The 15,560-nt window shown below is 49.4% G+C and carries 15 protein-coding genes; 11 read left to right on the top strand and 4 right to left on the bottom strand.

Going from position 1 to position 15,560, the window contains the following annotated elements:
• Positions 1–333 precede the first annotated feature (333 nt).
• Positions 334–1,956: a methyl-accepting chemotaxis protein gene (locus tag WC5_RS04895; RefSeq protein ID WP_077767120.1), complete on the top strand. Its 1,623-nt coding sequence runs from the start codon at positions 334–336 to the stop codon at positions 1,954–1,956.
• 37 nt (positions 1,957–1,993) lie between these two features.
• Here the strand turns inward: WC5_RS04895 and WC5_RS04900 are convergent, their stop codons facing one another.
• Complete coding sequence (locus WC5_RS04900; RefSeq protein WP_000414571.1) at positions 1,994–2,917, bottom strand: LysR substrate-binding domain-containing protein; 924 nt, start codon at positions 2,915–2,917, stop codon at positions 1,994–1,996.
• Between the two features lie 216 nt (positions 2,918–3,133).
• Here WC5_RS04900 and hglS point away from each other — a divergent pair, with 216 nt between their 5' ends.
• The 4 genes from hglS to rimL all read left to right on the top strand — a co-directional run bounded on the left by hglS (position 3,134) and on the right by rimL (position 7,322).
• Positions 3,134–4,477 (top strand): 2-oxoadipate dioxygenase/decarboxylase HglS, encoded by a 1,344-nt coding sequence (hglS, locus tag WC5_RS04905; RefSeq protein ID WP_000013825.1) that lies wholly within the window; start codon positions 3,134–3,136, stop codon positions 4,475–4,477.
• Positions 4,478–4,701: 224 nt separating this feature from the next.
• Positions 4,702–6,357, top strand: coding sequence for a glucan biosynthesis protein OpgD (gene opgD / locus WC5_RS04910; RefSeq protein WP_000375983.1), 1,656 nt, complete (start codon positions 4,702–4,704; stop codon positions 6,355–6,357).
• A 141-nt stretch (positions 6,358–6,498) separates the two neighbouring features.
• Entirely contained in the window at positions 6,499–6,723 is a 225-nt protein-coding gene (locus WC5_RS04915; protein ID WP_010351400.1) for an HP1242/YdcH family protein, read from the top strand.
• A gap of 62 nt (positions 6,724–6,785) precedes the next feature.
• Entirely contained in the window at positions 6,786–7,322 is a 537-nt protein-coding gene (gene rimL, locus WC5_RS04920; RefSeq protein WP_000140869.1) for a 50S ribosomal protein L7/L12-serine acetyltransferase, read from the top strand.
• Here the strand turns inward: rimL and ydcK are convergent.
• Positions 7,317–8,297, bottom strand: a complete 981-nt coding sequence (ydcK, locus tag WC5_RS04925; RefSeq protein ID WP_000549800.1) for a YdcK family protein — start codon at positions 8,295–8,297, stop codon at positions 7,317–7,319. The genes rimL and ydcK overlap by 6 nt on opposite strands.
• A gap of 122 nt (positions 8,298–8,419) precedes the next feature.
• On the opposite strand from ydcK, the gene tehA reads away from it, so the two are divergent.
• From tehA to WC5_RS04940, 3 genes are all read left to right on the top strand, one after another.
• Entirely contained in the window at positions 8,420–9,412 is a 993-nt protein-coding gene (tehA, locus tag WC5_RS04930; protein ID WP_001190279.1) for a dicarboxylate transporter/tellurite-resistance protein TehA, read from the top strand.
• Positions 9,409–10,002, top strand: a complete 594-nt coding sequence (tehB, locus tag WC5_RS04935) for a tellurite resistance methyltransferase TehB (protein WP_000586747.1) — start codon at positions 9,409–9,411, stop codon at positions 10,000–10,002. Before tehA ends, tehB begins: the two co-directional genes overlap by 4 nt.
• A 283-nt stretch (positions 10,003–10,285) precedes the next feature.
• Entirely contained in the window at positions 10,286–10,954 is a 669-nt protein-coding gene (locus tag WC5_RS04940; RefSeq protein WP_001261029.1) for a DUF3313 domain-containing protein, read from the top strand.
• A gap of 34 nt (positions 10,955–10,988) precedes the next feature.
• On the opposite strand, the gene ydcO is transcribed toward WC5_RS04940, so the two are convergent.
• Positions 10,989–12,200, bottom strand: a complete 1,212-nt coding sequence (gene ydcO, locus WC5_RS04945; protein WP_071987579.1) for a BenE family transporter YdcO — start codon at positions 12,198–12,200, stop codon at positions 10,989–10,991.
• A 52-nt stretch (positions 12,201–12,252) separates the two neighbouring features.
• Between ydcO and WC5_RS04950 the strand changes: the two genes are divergently transcribed.
• The gene (locus tag WC5_RS04950) at positions 12,253–12,789 is read left to right on the top strand and encodes a helix-turn-helix domain-containing protein (protein WP_000429072.1); all 537 of its coding nucleotides are present in this window, start codon (positions 12,253–12,255) and stop codon (positions 12,787–12,789) included.
• Between the two features lie 72 nt (positions 12,790–12,861).
• Positions 12,862–14,823: a 23S rRNA 5-hydroxycytidine C2501 synthase gene (rlhA, locus tag WC5_RS04955; RefSeq protein ID WP_010351406.1), complete on the top strand. Its 1,962-nt coding sequence runs from the start codon at positions 12,862–12,864 to the stop codon at positions 14,821–14,823.
• Between the two features lie 93 nt (positions 14,824–14,916).
• On the opposite strand, the gene WC5_RS0122615 is transcribed toward rlhA, so the two are convergent.
• Positions 14,917–15,147, bottom strand: coding sequence for a YncJ family protein (locus WC5_RS0122615; protein WP_000494239.1), 231 nt, complete (start codon positions 15,145–15,147; stop codon positions 14,917–14,919).
• 221 nt (positions 15,148–15,368) lie between these two features.
• Between WC5_RS0122615 and hicA the strand changes: the two genes are divergently transcribed.
• Positions 15,369–15,545 (top strand): type II toxin-antitoxin system mRNA interferase toxin HicA, encoded by a 177-nt coding sequence (hicA, locus tag WC5_RS04960; protein ID WP_000812246.1) that lies wholly within the window; start codon positions 15,369–15,371, stop codon positions 15,543–15,545.
• Positions 15,546–15,560 lie beyond the last annotated feature (15 nt).

Genomic DNA, 15,560 nt, shown 5'->3' with positions numbered 1-15,560 from the left:
TTGATAGAAATATCGGTCGGGGCCTTCGTCTTTCTGATTCCCGGTTAGCCTGAAAACAGAAAGTCTCAGGCACCCGCGATCATCCTATGCAGCTTCTCTTAGCAGGAAAATAATCACTTTGCGAAAGTGCGTAACGCTTTCCAGAATTTCACGCAATACACCTCACAAAGCATCCTTATTCGCCAGCCTATTCATTGCGGCGCCCGATGATCTGTTAACGCATAAAATGTTGTAAAAATGTGAAGTGAAAACGTTTTTGGCAGTAAGCAATTACCACCGATTGCCGATGATTCTCTCTCGGGAGTAAATCTGGAAGAGAGACAACGGCCATGCATACAACACCCTCACATATATCACATCAGGCTGGTTCCGCTATTTGCCTGTATTCTGGGCGGCATATTACTTCTATTTGCCCTGAGTTCAGCTCTGGCTGGGTTTTTTCTCTGGCAGGCTGACCGCGATCAGCGTGACGCTACTGCGGAGATCCAGACTCGCACCGGTTTGGCAAATAGCTCTGATTATCTGCGTTCAGCCCGCATCAATATGATTCAGGCCGGGGCGGCGAGCCGTATCGCAGAAATGGAAGAGATGAAGCGAAATATTGCACAAGCGGAATTGCAGATTAAACAATCGCAGCAAGGTTATCGTACTTACCAGAATCGCCAGATGAAAACGGCTGCAGATGAAGCTCTGGATGCTGAATTAAATCAACGTTTTCAGGCTTATATAACTGGCCTCCTGCCTATGCTGAAATATGCCAAAAACGGCATGTTTGAAGCGATTATTAATCATGAAAGTGAGCAGATCCGAACGCTGGATAATAGTTATACCCATATATTAAACAAAGCCGTTGAAATACGTAGCGCCAGAGCGAACCACCTGGCGGAGCAGGCGCATCAGCGCACTCGACTGGGTGTGATGTTTATGATTGGTGCGTTTATCCTTGCCCTGGTCATGACGCTGATGACCTTCATCGTTTTGCGTCGGATTGTGATTCGACCTCTGCAACATGCCGCGCAACGTATTGAACAAATCGCCGGTGGCGATCTGACAATGAACGACGAACCGACGGGGCGCAGCGAAATAGGACGATTAAGTCGTCATCTACAGAAAATGCAGCATTCTCTGGTGATGACCGTCGGGACGGTACGCCAGGGGGCGGAGGAGATTTATCGCGGCACCAGCGAAATTTCCGCTGGCAATGCTGACCTTTCTTCGCGCACGGAAGAACAAGCGGCGGCGATTGAACAAACCGCTGCCAGCATGGAGCAACTCACCGCGACGGTGAAACAGAATGCGGACAATGCACACCACGCGAGCCGTCTGGCACAAGAGGCTTCCGTTAAAGCCAGCGATGGCGGGAAGACAGTCTCCGGCGTGGTGAAAACGATGGGCGATATCTCCAGTAGCTCGAAAAAAATTTCCGAAATTACCGCCGTGATCAACAGTATTGCTTTCCAGACAAATATTCTGGCGCTCAATGCCGCCGTTGAAGCTGCGCGAGCTGGTGAGCAAGGTCGCGGATTTGCGGTTGTCGCCAGCGAAGTGCGTACACTTGCCAGTCGCAGCGCCCAGGCGGCGAAAGAAATTGAAAGCTTGATTAGCGAATCAGTCAGATTAATTGGGCAAGGGTCAGATGAGGTTACAACCGCCGGGAAAACGATGAGTGCCATTGTGGATGCCGTGGCGAGCGTCACACATATCATGCAGGAAATTGCCGCTGCCTCGGATGAGCAAAGCAGGGGGATAACGCAGGTCAGCCAGGCGATTTCTGAAATGGATAAAGTAACGCAACAGAATGCTTCTCTGGTGGAAGAGGCCTCTGCAGCGGCAGTGTCTCTTGAAGAGCAGGCGGCACGATTAACTGAGGCTGTGGATGTATTCCGCCTGAAGAAACAATCGTTACCTGCGAATCAACGAGGGGCAGGGCGCTCGGTTAGTTTGGCAACGGCGTGATAATGTCAAAGAAGGGATCGCAAGATCCCTTCACTTTTCAGAACGGCATTGATTTCCGAATTGCGTTAATCATTAGCTGACAGCCGGAAGAGAGCGTTGCATCTACGCGGGTCAGTATTCCAATAGGTTCGCCTGCGCCATGTCCCGGAACAGGTAGCGCCACCAGCGTGGCATGACGCAGGTCGTCTTTTACAGCGCCAGAAGGGACAAACCACACATAGTCATATTCAACCGTAAGCTGACGCGAAAGCGATGCTGAAAGCGTTTCAATACAACCCGAAGGAATTTTGCAGCCCTGGCTTTGTACTAACGCATCTGAATGTTGGCGGGGCGCAGTGCCTTCTGGCGATACGACAACCGGCCATTCCAGCACCCGACTTAACGTCACGTTTTCCTGAAGAAGCGGGTGGTTAGGCCGGACAACCAGTTTCAGTGATTCGAGAAACAGCAATTCGTAATTAAGCCCGGTCATCAGTTCAGGATCTGACATCCGACCAACACCGATATCAATTTCCCCCGTTTTTAAGCCTGCCAGAATCATGGTGTTACTCATAGTGGCAACTTGCAGAGTGGTCTCTTTTTGTTGCTGATGAAACTGACCAATAACGGAAGGCAAGATCCCCAGTGCAGCAGTGGGTAATGCACCAACCCTTACAACATCATTGTTAAGCCCTTCTTTACGATTAAGCGCCTGACCTGCGGTGTTGATGGCGTCAAGCACTCTGACTGCATGGGTTAAAAATTGCTCGCCAGGTAAGGTAAGCTGTGCGCCCTGACGTCCACGGTCAAATAAGCGGGTGCCTGTCAATTGTTCAAGTTCATTCAATGTTTTAGAGAGCGCAGGTTGACTCAAATTAAGGGTTTCAGCCGCGCGCCCCAAAGTTCCTTGTTGTGCGACAGCTACGAAAGTATGAAGGTGGCGCAAACGGATGCGCTGACTAAACAGACTATTTTTTTCCATAAGCGATGTTAAAAACGAAGCGGTGCCGCTGACAAGTGAAGTTGTTTGATTATGATAACTTGATTGCAAAATATTATTAACATATAAAGCAGTTTTGTTACGTTTACAGGCATGGTTTTACTGATTTCGTGGGGAGATCACAGTTTGTAAATTCTTCCCACCAGAGTAAATGTGGTTACCTACACTCCAGATTACTGACCACTGGAGGCAGAGATTATGGCGAACAGCATCACGGCGGATGAGATTCGGGAACAGTTTTCGCAGGCTATGTCAGCCATGTATCAGCAAGAAGTTCCACAGTACGGTACGCTGCTGGAACTGGTGGCTGACGTCAATCTGTCTGTGCTGGAAAACAATCCCCAATTGCATGAAAAAATGGTAAATGCGGACGAACTGGCGCGACTTAACGTTGAACGTCATGGGGCGATTCGCGTCGGCACCGCGCAAGAGCTTGCCACTCTACGGCGGATATTTGCCATTATGGGGATGTATCCGGTCAGTTATTACGATCTCTCGCAGGCTGGCGTGCCGGTACATTCCACAGCATTTCGTCCAATCGATGATGCCTCGCTGGCGCGTAATCCTTTCCGGGTTTTTACCTCATTGCTTCGCCTTGAACTCATCGAAAACGAAACCTTGCGCCAGAAGGCGGCGGAGATTTTACATCAGCGCGATATCTTTACCCCGCGTTGTCGACAACTGTTAGATGTATATGATCAGGAGGGCGGCTTTAGCAAAGCTCAGGCGCGGGAGTTTGTGCAGGAAGCCCTGGAGACGTTTCGCTGGCATCAGTCAGCAACAGTAGATGAAGAAACCTATCGCGCGTTGCACAACGAACATCGACTGATTGCTGATGTGGTCTGTTTTCCTGGCTGTCATATTAACCACCTGACGCCACGCACGCTCGACATTGACCGGGTGCAGTCGATGATGCCCGAATGCGGTATTGAACCCAAAATTCTGATCGAAGGGCCGCCGCGCCGCGAGGTGCCGATTTTACTGCGCCAGACCAGTTTTAAGGCGCTGGAAGAGACCGTGTTGTTTGCTGGGCAAAAGCAGGGAACGCATACCGCACGCTTTGGTGAGATAGAGCAACGTGGTGTGGCGTTAACGCCGAAAGGACGACAACTGTATGATGATCTTCTGCGTAACGCCGGAATCGGACAGGATAATCTCACTCACCAACTGCATTTACAGGAAACTTTCAGCGCCTTCCCGGACAGTGAATTTCTGATGCGCCAGCAGGGATTGGCATGGTTTCGCTATCGCCTGACGCCATCGGGTGAGGCGCATCGTCAGGCGATCCATCCCGGAGACGATCCACAACCTTTGATCGAACGTGGTTGGGTAGTGGCGCAACCTATTACCTATGAGGATTTCCTGCCGGTTAGTGCTGCGGGGATCTTCCAGTCGAATCTGGGTAATGAAACGCAAATGCGCAGCCACGGTAATGCCAGCCGGGAGGCTTTTGAACTGGCGCTGGGGTGTCCGGTATTTGATGAATTTCAGTTGTACCAGGAAGCGGAAGAACGCAGTAAACGCCGCTGTGGTTTGCTTTAAATTCTGGCCATCCGACTTTGCAAAAATTTGCCTGATTTTACAAACGAATCAGGCTCATCCCATCGACAGAAAAAAATTGCCGATTTATGCATATTCTCTGAGTTCAACAATTGGATTATTAATAAATATTGTCTAGAGTGAGCGGTCATTAATAAGCATTTTCTTGCCGCTGAATACGACCAGCGCGGGACCATTCACTACACCAGAAGGACTCACTTTCAGGTATGGATCGTAGACGATTTATTAAAGGTTCAATGGCTATGGCCGCCGTGTGCGGGACTAGCGGCATTGCTTCTCTTTTTTCTCAGGCTGCGTTCGCAGCAGAATCTGACATTGCCGACGGGCAAACCCAGCGTTTTGACTTCTCTGTTTTACAGTCGATGGCGCACGACTTAGCGCAAACAGCGTGGCGTGGTGCGCCGCGTCCGTTACCCGATACGCTGGCGACGATGACGCCGCAGGCTTATAACAGCATTCAGTATGATGCCGAAAAATCACTCTGGCATAACGTTGAGAATCGCCAGCTGGACGCTCAGTTCTTCCATATGGGGATGGGGTTTCGCCGCCGTGTTCGCATGTTCTCTGTTGATCCAACAACACATCTGGCGCGCGAAATACACTTCCGTCCGGAGTTGTTCAAATACAACGATGCGGGTGTTGATACCAAACAATTAGAAGGGCAAAGCGATCTCGGTTTTGCGGGGTTCCGTGTGTTTAAAGCCCCGGAACTGGCGCGCCGTGACGTGGTTTCTTTCCTCGGTGCCAGCTATTTCCGTGCCGTTGATGACACTTATCAATACGGTTTATCGGCGCGTGGTCTGGCGATCGACACTTACACCGACAGCAAAGAAGAGTTTCCCGACTTTACCGCCTTCTGGTTCGATACGGTAAAACCTGGCGCGACCACTTTTACCGTTTATGCGTTGCTCGATAGTGCCAGCATTACTGGTGCTTACAAGTTCACCATCCACTGTGAGAAGAATCAGGTGATTATGGATGTCGAGAATCACCTGTATGCGCGTAAAGACATTAAACAGCTGGGCATCGCGCCGATGACCAGTATGTTCAGTTGCGGGACTAACGAACGTCGTATGTGCGACACCATTCATCCGCAAATCCATGATTCCGACCGTCTTTCCATGTGGCGGGGCAATGGCGAGTGGATCTGCCGTCCGCTGAATAATCCGCAGAAATTGCAGTTCAATGCCTATACCGATAACAATCCAAAAGGGTTTGGCTTGTTGCAGCTGGATCGTGATTTCTCCCATTATCAGGACATTATGGGCTGGTATAACAAACGCCCAAGTCTGTGGGTGGAACCGCGTAACAAGTGGGGTAAGGGCACTATCGGTTTGATGGAGATCCCGACGACCGGCGAAACGCTGGATAATATTGTTTGTTTCTGGCAACCAGAAAAAGCAGTCAAAGCGGGCGACGAACTGGCGTTTCAGTATCGTCTTTACTGGAGTGCGCAACCTCCCGTTCATTGTCCATTAGCACGAGTCCTGGCGACGCGTACTGGCATGGGGGGATTCCCTGAAGGCTGGGCGCCAGGTGAACATTATCCGGAAAAATGGGCTCGTCGTTTTGCCGTCGATTTTGTCGGTGGTGATCTGAAAGCTGCTGCGCCGAAAGGGATTGAGCCTGTTATCACACTTTCCAGTGGTGAAGCGAAACAAATAGAAATTCTCTACATTGAGCCGATTGATGGTTACCGTATTCAGTTTGACTGGTATCCGACTTCGGATTCAACTGATCCGGTCGATATGCGTATGTATTTGCGCTGCCAGGGCGATGCTATCAGTGAAACATGGTTGTATCAGTATTTTCCTCCAGCACCGGATAAGCGCCAGTATGTTGACGATCGCGTGATGAACTAAGCGTCATTTTTTCGGCACCTTCTTTCGGGAGGGTGCCGTCTGGTTAAACACGATCCCGCTCGCATTTTTCCTCAAGTTAAATGGGTAATCTGATGTTGTATATTTCATATACATGTTGTCAGCCACTAACAGGGAGTGCGTATGTTTCCAGAATATCGAGATTTAATATCCCGTCTGAAAAACGAAAATCCTCGCTTTATGTCCTTGTTCGATAAACACAATAAACTTGATCATGAAATTGCCAGAAAGGAAGGCTCTGACGGTCGAGGATACAATGCGGAAGTCGCCCGCATGAAAAAACAGAAATTACAAATGAAGGATGAGATGCTTAAAATCCTGCAACAGGAGAGCGTCAAAGAGGTGTAAACTTTGCTGAGCCGCCTGCCAGGCGGCTTTTTTAACGACTGCAAAGAGTGACTGGAGATAAGATGACTGAAACGATAAAAGTAAGCGACTCACTTGAATTACATGCCGTTGCAGAAAGTCATATCACACCTCTTTATCAGTTAACCTGTAAAAATAAAAACTGGTTACAGCAGTCGCTAAACTGGCCGCAGTTTGTTCTCAGCGAAGAGGACACGCGAAAAACGGTGCAGGGGAATGTGATGCTGCATCAACGCGGCTATGCCAAAATGTTTATGATTTTTAAAGAAAATGAACTTGTCGGCGTTATATCGTTTAATCGAATTGAACCGCTGAATAAAACCGCTGAAATCGGCTACTGGCTGGACGAATCCCATCAGGGGCGGGGGATCATTTCTCAGGCGCTACAGGCATTGATTCACCATTACGCCCAGTCTGGTGAACTTAGACGCTTCGTGATCAAATGTCGGGTGGACAATCCGCAAAGCAATCAGGTTGCCTTGCGCAATGGTTTTATCCTCGAAGGTTGCCTGAAACAGGCTGAGTTCCTGAATGATGCTTATGATGATGTGAACTTATACGCGCGCATCATCGAATCATAATAACCCTGCCAGAGGCGTTCGCGTAATACGTTCCTCACCGTTAATGACTTTTGGACCACGGACATGAATCGTGTCGCCATCAAAGGCTTCAACGACGGCGTGGTCGGTTAACTCGACATGGTTTTCAATCATTACCGCACCTGCAATACGGCTCTCACCTTGTATTATAACGTGCTCGTCGAGCAGAACCGGGCCGCCACGCACAACGGCATTTCCGCCAATCAGAACATGATGTTTTAACACGCAATTGCCTTCTACAATGGCATATTCCGCCACCTGAGAACTGTAATGAATTGTCGGAATGGCATCTTCTTCAGTTCCGGCAATCACACGTGCGTGACCGTAGACTTTCGCACAGTCGCACAGCCAGACGTTGTTTTCTTCATTACCTTCAATACGCGCAAAATCAAAAACTTCGGCACGATGCTCAATAAAAGCATGGCGGACGACGGCATCGCCATAAATTTGCGCCTGATGGACAACGCGCGAGGCGCTGACGCTGGCTCGGTCATAAATTTGCAGCAGAAGATGGTGGTCGGGCGTTAACCCTTGTGCGGCGACGATCATTGAATGCTGAACGATACAGGCCTGACCAAAAATCCTACACTGACCGCAAACTAATGAATCACGAATGGTGACACTGTCACTTATATGGACGCCCTGGCTGATTTCACTATTATCGATCCAGGTGTTATCCGTCGCGCAAACCTCTCCCCATAGCACGCTGGTCCCGGTGATGCGCGTATTACCGGAAACAACCGTTCCGTCGAACGCGAGGGCATTCTGGTCGTAAATCCAGCAATTTCCTTCCTGCGCCAGCACAGTTTCGCTATCGATCCAACCACCAGCCGTTCCTGCTATCACATCGTTAAAATCGGCTATGGCAATAATCTGCCGTAATAGCACACTTTTTTTGAGGCCATCTTCTTGATAACTAAAGGCTCGTTGCTCTTCACTTAGACGATATTTGTGCATAGCGTTTTCCCGCAGGTGACTTACTATAACCGTAGCAAATTCTGCGACTCTGGCTATGCTTGAGAAATTTCCATAAAATGCATTTCAAATATACTTTATAAATTAAACAAATGAGTAAGAAGATGCAGAGCGATAAAGTGCTCAATTTACCGGCAGGTTATTTTGGCATTGTGTTGGGGACGATAGGGATGGGATTTGCCTGGCGCTATGCCAGCCAGGTTTGGCAGGTCAGTCACTGGTTGGGGGATGGGCTGGTGATTCTGGCGATGATCATTTGGGGATTGTTGACCACCGCATTCATTACCCGACTGATACGCTTTCCGCACAGCGTGCTGGCGGAAGTGCGCCATCCGGTGATGAGCAGTTTTGTTAGTTTGTTTCCGGCGACGACGATGCTGGTGGCAATTGGTTTTGTGCCGTGGTATCGCCCGCTGGCGGTGTGTCTGTTCAGCGTTGGGGTAGTGATTCAACTGGTTTACGCCGCCTGGCAAACTGCCGGATTATGGCGCGGTTCTCACCCTGAAGAAGCGACGACACCGGGGCTTTATTTGCCGACGGTTGCCAATAACTTTATCAGCGCGATGGCCTGCGGTGCGCTGGGTTATACCGATGCCGGACTGGTATTTTTAGGGGCTGGCGTCTTCTCCTGGTTAAGCCTTGAACCGGTGATCCTTCAACGACTGCGCAGTTCGGGAGAATTACCCACGGCGCTGCGGACATCGCTCGGCATTCAGCTTGCCCCTGCGCTGGTGGCTTGTAGCGCCTGGTTGAGCGTCAATGGCGGCGAGGGTGACACGCTGGCGAAAATGCTCTTTGGCTATGGGCTGCTGCAATTGCTGTTTATGCTGCGCCTGATGCCGTGGTATCTCTCACAGCCGTTTAATGCCTCATTCTGGAGTTTTTCGTTCGGTGTTTCTGCGCTGGCAACCACCGGTTTGCATCTGGGAAGCGGCAGCGATAATGGCTTTTTCCATACACTGGCGGTGCCGCTGTTTATCTTTACCAATTTTATTATTGCATTATTGCTTATCCGTACTTTCGCGCTTCTGATGCAGGGAAAATTGTTAATCAGAACTGAGCGCGCCGTTTTAATGAAATCCGAGGACAGAGAATGATCATTCGTGACGAAAACTACTTTACTAACAAATACGAACTCACCCGCACACACTCCGAAGTTCTGGAAGCTGTGAAAATCGTTAAACCGGGGAAAACGCTGGACTTGGGCTGTGGCAATGGACGTAACAGTCTTTACCTTGCAGCCAATGGTTATGATGTGGACGCATGGGATAAAAATGCCATGAGTATTGCCAACGTTGAGCGCATTAAAGCCATTGAAAATCTGGAAAATTTACGTACTCAGGTTGTCGATCTGAATAGCCTCACGTTTGATGGACAGTACGATTTTATTCTTTCTACTGTGGTGCTGATGTTCCTGGAGGCGAAAACCATCCCAGGGCTGATTGGCAATATGCAACGTTGCACTAAACCTGGCGGTTACAATCTGATTGTGGCGGCGATGGATACCGCTGATTTTCCATGTACCGTCGGCTTTCCGTTTGCCTTCAAAGAAGGAGAGCTACATCGTTATTATGAAGGCTGGGATTTCTTGAAATACAATGAAGATGTCGGTGAATTACACCGCACCGATGCCAACGGTAATCGTATTAAACTGCGTTTCGCGACTATGCTGGCACGTAAAAAATGACCTGAGAAGGATCAACGTAAGAAGTTTGCCTGTTGATCTATTCGGTAAGCATATTTTTTAGCAGGATGATGTGAAATAAGTCACAGCGGATGTGCTTTTTTATCGCCTCAAGTCTCTGAAAATAAATCAATGATGATTGACTCAGCTCCTTTTTCAGCATTGACTATATTGTCGAAAAAGGGGCCGATAAATTTATTTCTGCCAACACTTTTTTTGCCACAACACGAAGCGGTGCTTTTTGCTATAACTTAAAAAGTAATATAATCATCTCAGGAAACTATTCATGCGTACCACATCAATTGCGAAAGTTGCAGCTTTATGCGGCTTGTTGGCTCTGTCCGGCTGTGCCTCTAAAATCACCCAGCCGGATAAATACTCTGGCTTTTTAAAGAATTACTCTGATCTTCAAGAAACAACATCGGCAACAGGTAAACCCGTTTTAAGCTGGGTTTCCCCTGATTTCGACCAAAGTAAATATGACAGTATTGTCTGGAATCCAATCACTTATTATCCGGTGCCAAAACCTTCTACTCAGGTAGGGCAGAAAGTGCTGGATAGAATTTTGAGTTATACCAATACCGAAATGAAAGAAGCGATTGCGCAGCGTAAACCACTGGTGACTACCGCTGGCCCGCGTAGTCTGATTTTCCGTGGTGCCATTACCGGTGTTGATACAAGCAAAGAAGGGCTGCAATTCTATGAAGTGGTTCCTGTTGCATTAGTGGTAGCGGGAACACAAATGGCAACCGGTCACCGTACCATGGATACCCGCCTGTACTTTGAAGGTGAACTGATTGATGCGGCTACCAATAAACCTGTTATCAAAGTCGTTCGTCAGGGCGAAGGTAAAGATCTGAATAACGAAAGTACGCCAATGGCTTTTGAAAACATTAAGCAAGTTATTGATGACATGGCGACCGATGCCACCATGTTTGACGTTAACAAAAAGTAATGCCAGCCGCGCCATCGTAAGATGGCGCTTCTTATTATCGGTTTCTGTCAGCAATTAAATTCAACACCACGTAACAGACGCCGCCGGCAATTAATCCCCAAAACGCCGAACCAATCCCAACCAATGTCAGCCCGCTCGCTGTTACCAGAAATGCCACCACAGCAGCGTCGCGCTCACGCTCATTATGTAGCGCCTGATACAAACTACCGCCAATGGTGCTTAACAGCGCCAGACCAGCCAGCATCTGGATCCAGCTAACCGGTAGGGCTGCCATCATTCCGGTAATGGCGCTACCAAACAGACCCGCAAGCAAATAAAAGACGCCCGCAACGGCGGCAGCCAACCAACGCTGATCTTTGTCCGGATGCGCTTCCGGGCTTTGGCAAATAGCGGCAGTAATTGCCGCAATACCGACGGAATAAACCCCAAAAGGGGAAAAAACCAGCGCCAGCAACCCAGTGAATACAATCAGTGGCGAAACTGGAGCCGAATACCCGGCCGCTTTCATTGCCGCAATACCCGGTGCGTTTTGCGACGCCATCGTCACCAGAAACAGAGGCAAGGCAACGCTAAGGCTATGAGCAAACGAAAAATCAGGGGCGATATAAGCAGGGAGAACGGGTTTAAAGATAACGTCAGTTGTGACAACGTCACCTTTTGCGATAACTATCACGATCCCAACAATCATCGCGGCGATCACCGCATAGCGTGGCGCAAAGGCTTTCGTCGCCAGCCACACCAGCAACATACTGCCACACAACGTAAACTGACCATCCAGACTGGCAAACGCTTGTAAACCAAAGCGTAATAAAATCCCGGCAAGCATTGCTGCTGCAAGCGAGTGCGGAATAATGCGCATCAGACGAGCAAAGAGTCCCGTTATGCCGCAGAGGACAATTAATGCATTAGTGACTATAAAAACGCCGATGGCTTCGCCGAGCGTTAATCCTTGTAAACCGGTGACTAACAACGCCGCGCCAGGCGTTGACCAGGCGGTGAGAACAGGCACGCGATACCATAATGTCAGAGCCAGCGTACTGACGCCCATTGCCAGTCCCAGCGCCGTCATCCAGCCGGAGATTTGTGTAGTGGTTGCTCCGGCGACGATCGCCGCTTGCCAGATTATTGCTGCTGAACTGGCGTAGCCAATCAATACCGCCAGAAACCCCGCCAGTAGCGTGGGTGGGGGAATAGAAAACAGACGCATAGTCACCTCGTGCGTTATAGCGTACAGGCACCGTATCATTTGTCCGTTATAACGCACAAGTGATAAACTCCTGTTTTGCAGGAGGACTCGCATGGAAAATCTCGCTCACTATTTATCCGCCACGCTAAAACATCTTCGTCAGCAGCGCGGCTGGAGTCTTTCGCGACTGGCAGAAGCCACGGGCGTTTCTAAAGCGATGTTAGGGCAGATCGAGCGCAATGAATCCAGCCCGACGGTCGCGACATTATGGAAAATTGCCACCGGGATGAACGTGCCATTTTCGACATTTATTTCGCCGCCACAGACCGTCACGCCATCAGTTTATGATCCACAACAGCAGGCAATGGTGATCACTTCGCTGTTTCCTTATGATCCGCAGCTCTGCTTTGAACACTTCTCGATTCAGATGGCACCCGGTGCAATAAGCGAATCGACGCCGCACGAAAAGGGGGTAATTGAGCATGTTGTCGTCATTGATGGGCAGCTAGATCTGTGCGTTGATGGTGAATGGCGTAGCCTTAATTGCGGAGAAGGTGCTCGTTTTGCTGCCGACGTCATGCATATCTATCGTAATGGCGGCAAGCAAGCCGTACATTTTCATTCCCTTATTCATTACCCACGCAGTTAAGCGGGAAAACTATTTCGCAACGTCGCGCTTGTGGCTAAAATAGCCGCCATTTTTCAGCTACTGGATAAGAATGTGACCGTATCTTCTCATCGCCTTGAACTGTTAAGTCCGGCACGCGATGCCGCCATTGCCCGCGAAGCTATTTTGCACGGTGCCGATGCTGTTTATATCGGCGGCCCTGGTTTTGGTGCCCGTCATAATGCCAGTAATAGCCTGAAAGATATTGCCGGGCTGGTGCCATTTGCCCATCGTTATGGTGCAAAAATTTTCGTCACGCTTAACACCATTTTGCATGACGATGAACTGGAACCGGCGCAGCGACTGATTACCGACCTTTACCAGACCGGCGTTGATGCACTGATCGTTCAGGATATGGGGATTCTGGAACTTGATATTCCGCCGATTGAACTACACGCCAGTACGCAGTGTGATATTCGCACTGTAGAGAAAGCGAAGTTTCTTTCGGACGTCGGTTTTACGCAGATTGTGCTGGCGCGTGAGCTTAATCTGGAGCAGATCCGCGCGATTCATCAGGCCACGGACGCGACCATTGAATTCTTTATTCATGGCGCACTGTGCGTGGCCTATTCGGGTCAGTGCTACATTTCTCATGCGCAAACAGGGCGTAGCGCCAACCGTGGCGATTGCTCGCAGGCGTGCCGTTTGCCATACACATTGAAAGACGATCAGGGGCGGGTGGTTTCCTATGAAAAACATCTGCTGTCGATGAAAGATAACGATCAGACTGCCAACCTCGGCGCGCTGATTGATGCTGGCGTACGCTCCTTCAAGATTGAAGGGCGTTACAAAGATATGAGCTACGTGAAGAATATCACCGCCCATTATCGCCAGATGCTGGATGCCATTATTGAAGAACGTGGCGATCTGGCGCGAGCTTCATCCGGTCGTACTGAGCACTTCTTCGTACCGTCGACGGAAAAAACCTTCCATCGTGGCAGCACAGACTACTTTGTTAACGCGCGTAAAGGCGATATTGGCGCGTTCGATTCACCGAAATTTATCGGCCTGCCGGTGGGTGAAGTCGTGAAAGTAGCGAAAGATCATCTTGATGTTGAGGTGACCGAACCACTGGCTAACGGTGATGGCCTGAACGTGATGATTAAACGTGAAGTCGTCGGTTTTCGCGCCAATACGGTAGAAAAAACCGGGGAAAATCAGTACCGCGTCTGGCCAAATGAGATGCCAGCGGAGCTGCACAAAATTCGCCCACACCATCCGCTTAATCGCAACCTGGACCATAACTGGCAGCAGGCGCTGACCAAAACCTCCAGCGAACGTCGGGTGGCGGTAGACATTGAACTGGGCGGCTGGCAGGAACAATTGATTCTGACTCTGACCAGCGAAGAGGGCGTCAGTATCACGCATACCCTGGACGGGCAGTTCGACGAGGCGAATAATGCCGAAAAAGCACTCAACAATCTGACCGAAGGATTGTCGAAGCTGGGGCAGACTATCTATTACGCTCGTAATGTACAAATTAACTTGCCGGGTGCGCTGTTTGTGCCAAACAGTCTGTTAAATCAGTTCCGCCGTGAGGCTGCTGAAATGCTGGATGCTGCGCGTCTTGCCAGTTATCAGCGCGGTAGTCGTAAACCGGTTGCTGACCCTGCGCCAGTTTATCCGCAAACACATTTGAGTTTCCTCGCGAACGTTTACAACCAGAAAGCGCGTGAATTTTATCATCGCTATGGTGTGCAACTGATTGATGCTGCCTATGAAGCGCATGAAGAGAAGGGCGAAGTGCCGGTAATGATCACCAAGCACTGTCTGCGCTTTGCCTTCAATCTGTGTCCGAAGCAGGCGAAAGGTAATATTAAAAGCTGGAAAGCAACGCCAATGCAGCTGGTTAATGGTGATGAAGTGTTAACGCTGAAGTTTGATTGCCGCCCGTGTGAGATGCACGTCATCGGCAAAATCAAAAATCACATTCTGAAAATGCCGTTACCGGGGAGTGTTGTCGCCTCCGTAAGCCCGGATGAACTGATGAAAACATTGCCGAAGCGAAAAGGGTAACAACGCAAGTTTTCAGACCTGTTCACAACTTATTGAATTTACAGATATTACAGGCCGAGTAAGGCGTTCATACCGTATCCGGCAACAAACGACTCAACGCTGTCCCGCTTCTGGTTTGCGTGACTTTTGCCAGTAAAAATGCTCGCGCAAACCTTCTGCCGATTCTTCCGCAACGGCGCGCAATTCATCACTGTCCGCTTCATGACGCAGTTGATGATCCACATTTTTTACCCACAAAAATTCATGTCCTTTGTGTCCTGCCATCAACTGCCCAGAGAACAGCGCACACGTTAATAAGACAACCGATAACGCCTTCGTAAACATCCCGACACCTTTTTCTTACCTTTTGCCGCTATGATGCCGATAGTTTCTTGAGGTTATTATTCAGTTTTGCAAATTAGCGCAAAGAAATTCTGGAATCAGCCTTCCTGATTTTGCATCGCATTCTGCCGTTGCGGCGATTAAGTGCTATTTTCGAGCAAATTACACACGGAGGTAAACAATAATGTTTACTTTGTTGATATACTCAGCGGCAGGGAGGCGATGTGAAACAAAACGAGTTCAGACGTTGGCTCGAATCTCAGGGCGTCGATGTGGCGAATGGCAGCAACCATTTGAAACTCCGGTTTCGCGGGAGGCGCAGTGTCATGCCGCGTCACCCAAGCGATGAGATCAAAGAACCATTGCGTAAAGCCATTCTGAAACAACTCGGTTTGAGTTAATCGCCAGTTAAAAGG

This window comes from Escherichia sp. KTE114, assembly GCF_000407765.1.
Taxonomy (GTDB): Bacteria; Pseudomonadota; Gammaproteobacteria; order Enterobacterales; family Enterobacteriaceae; genus Escherichia; species Escherichia ruysiae.
Note: the sequence above shows the minus strand (reverse complement) of the source record. Positions and strands in the feature narration are given on the sequence as shown.

Excerpts from the sequence above, each read along its gene's own strand:
- tehA (WP_001190279.1), top strand. The coding sequence starts at position 8,420 with ATGCAGAGCGATAAAGTGCTCAATTTACCGGCAGGTTATTTTGGCATT.
- ydcO (WP_071987579.1), bottom strand. The coding sequence starts at position 12,200 with ATGATACGGTGCCTGTACGCTATAACGCACGAGGTGACTATGCGTCTG.
- tehB (WP_000586747.1), top strand. The coding sequence starts at position 9,409 with ATGATCATTCGTGACGAAAACTACTTTACTAACAAATACGAACTCACC.
- ydcK (WP_000549800.1), bottom strand. The coding sequence starts at position 8,297 with ATGCACAAATATCGTCTAAGTGAAGAGCAACGAGCCTTTAGTTATCAA.
- WC5_RS04950 (WP_000429072.1), top strand. The coding sequence starts at position 12,253 with ATGGAAAATCTCGCTCACTATTTATCCGCCACGCTAAAACATCTTCGT.
- WC5_RS04915 (WP_010351400.1), top strand. The coding sequence starts at position 6,499 with ATGTTTCCAGAATATCGAGATTTAATATCCCGTCTGAAAAACGAAAAT.
- hglS (WP_000013825.1), top strand. The coding sequence starts at position 3,134 with ATGGCGAACAGCATCACGGCGGATGAGATTCGGGAACAGTTTTCGCAG.
- opgD (WP_000375983.1), top strand. The coding sequence starts at position 4,702 with ATGGATCGTAGACGATTTATTAAAGGTTCAATGGCTATGGCCGCCGTG.
- WC5_RS04940 (WP_001261029.1), top strand. The coding sequence starts at position 10,286 with ATGCGTACCACATCAATTGCGAAAGTTGCAGCTTTATGCGGCTTGTTG.
- WC5_RS0122615 (WP_000494239.1), bottom strand. The coding sequence starts at position 15,147 with ATGTTTACGAAGGCGTTATCGGTTGTCTTATTAACGTGTGCGCTGTTC.
- WC5_RS04900 (WP_000414571.1), bottom strand. The coding sequence starts at position 2,917 with ATGGAAAAAAATAGTCTGTTTAGTCAGCGCATCCGTTTGCGCCACCTT.
- rimL (WP_000140869.1), top strand. The coding sequence starts at position 6,786 with ATGACTGAAACGATAAAAGTAAGCGACTCACTTGAATTACATGCCGTT.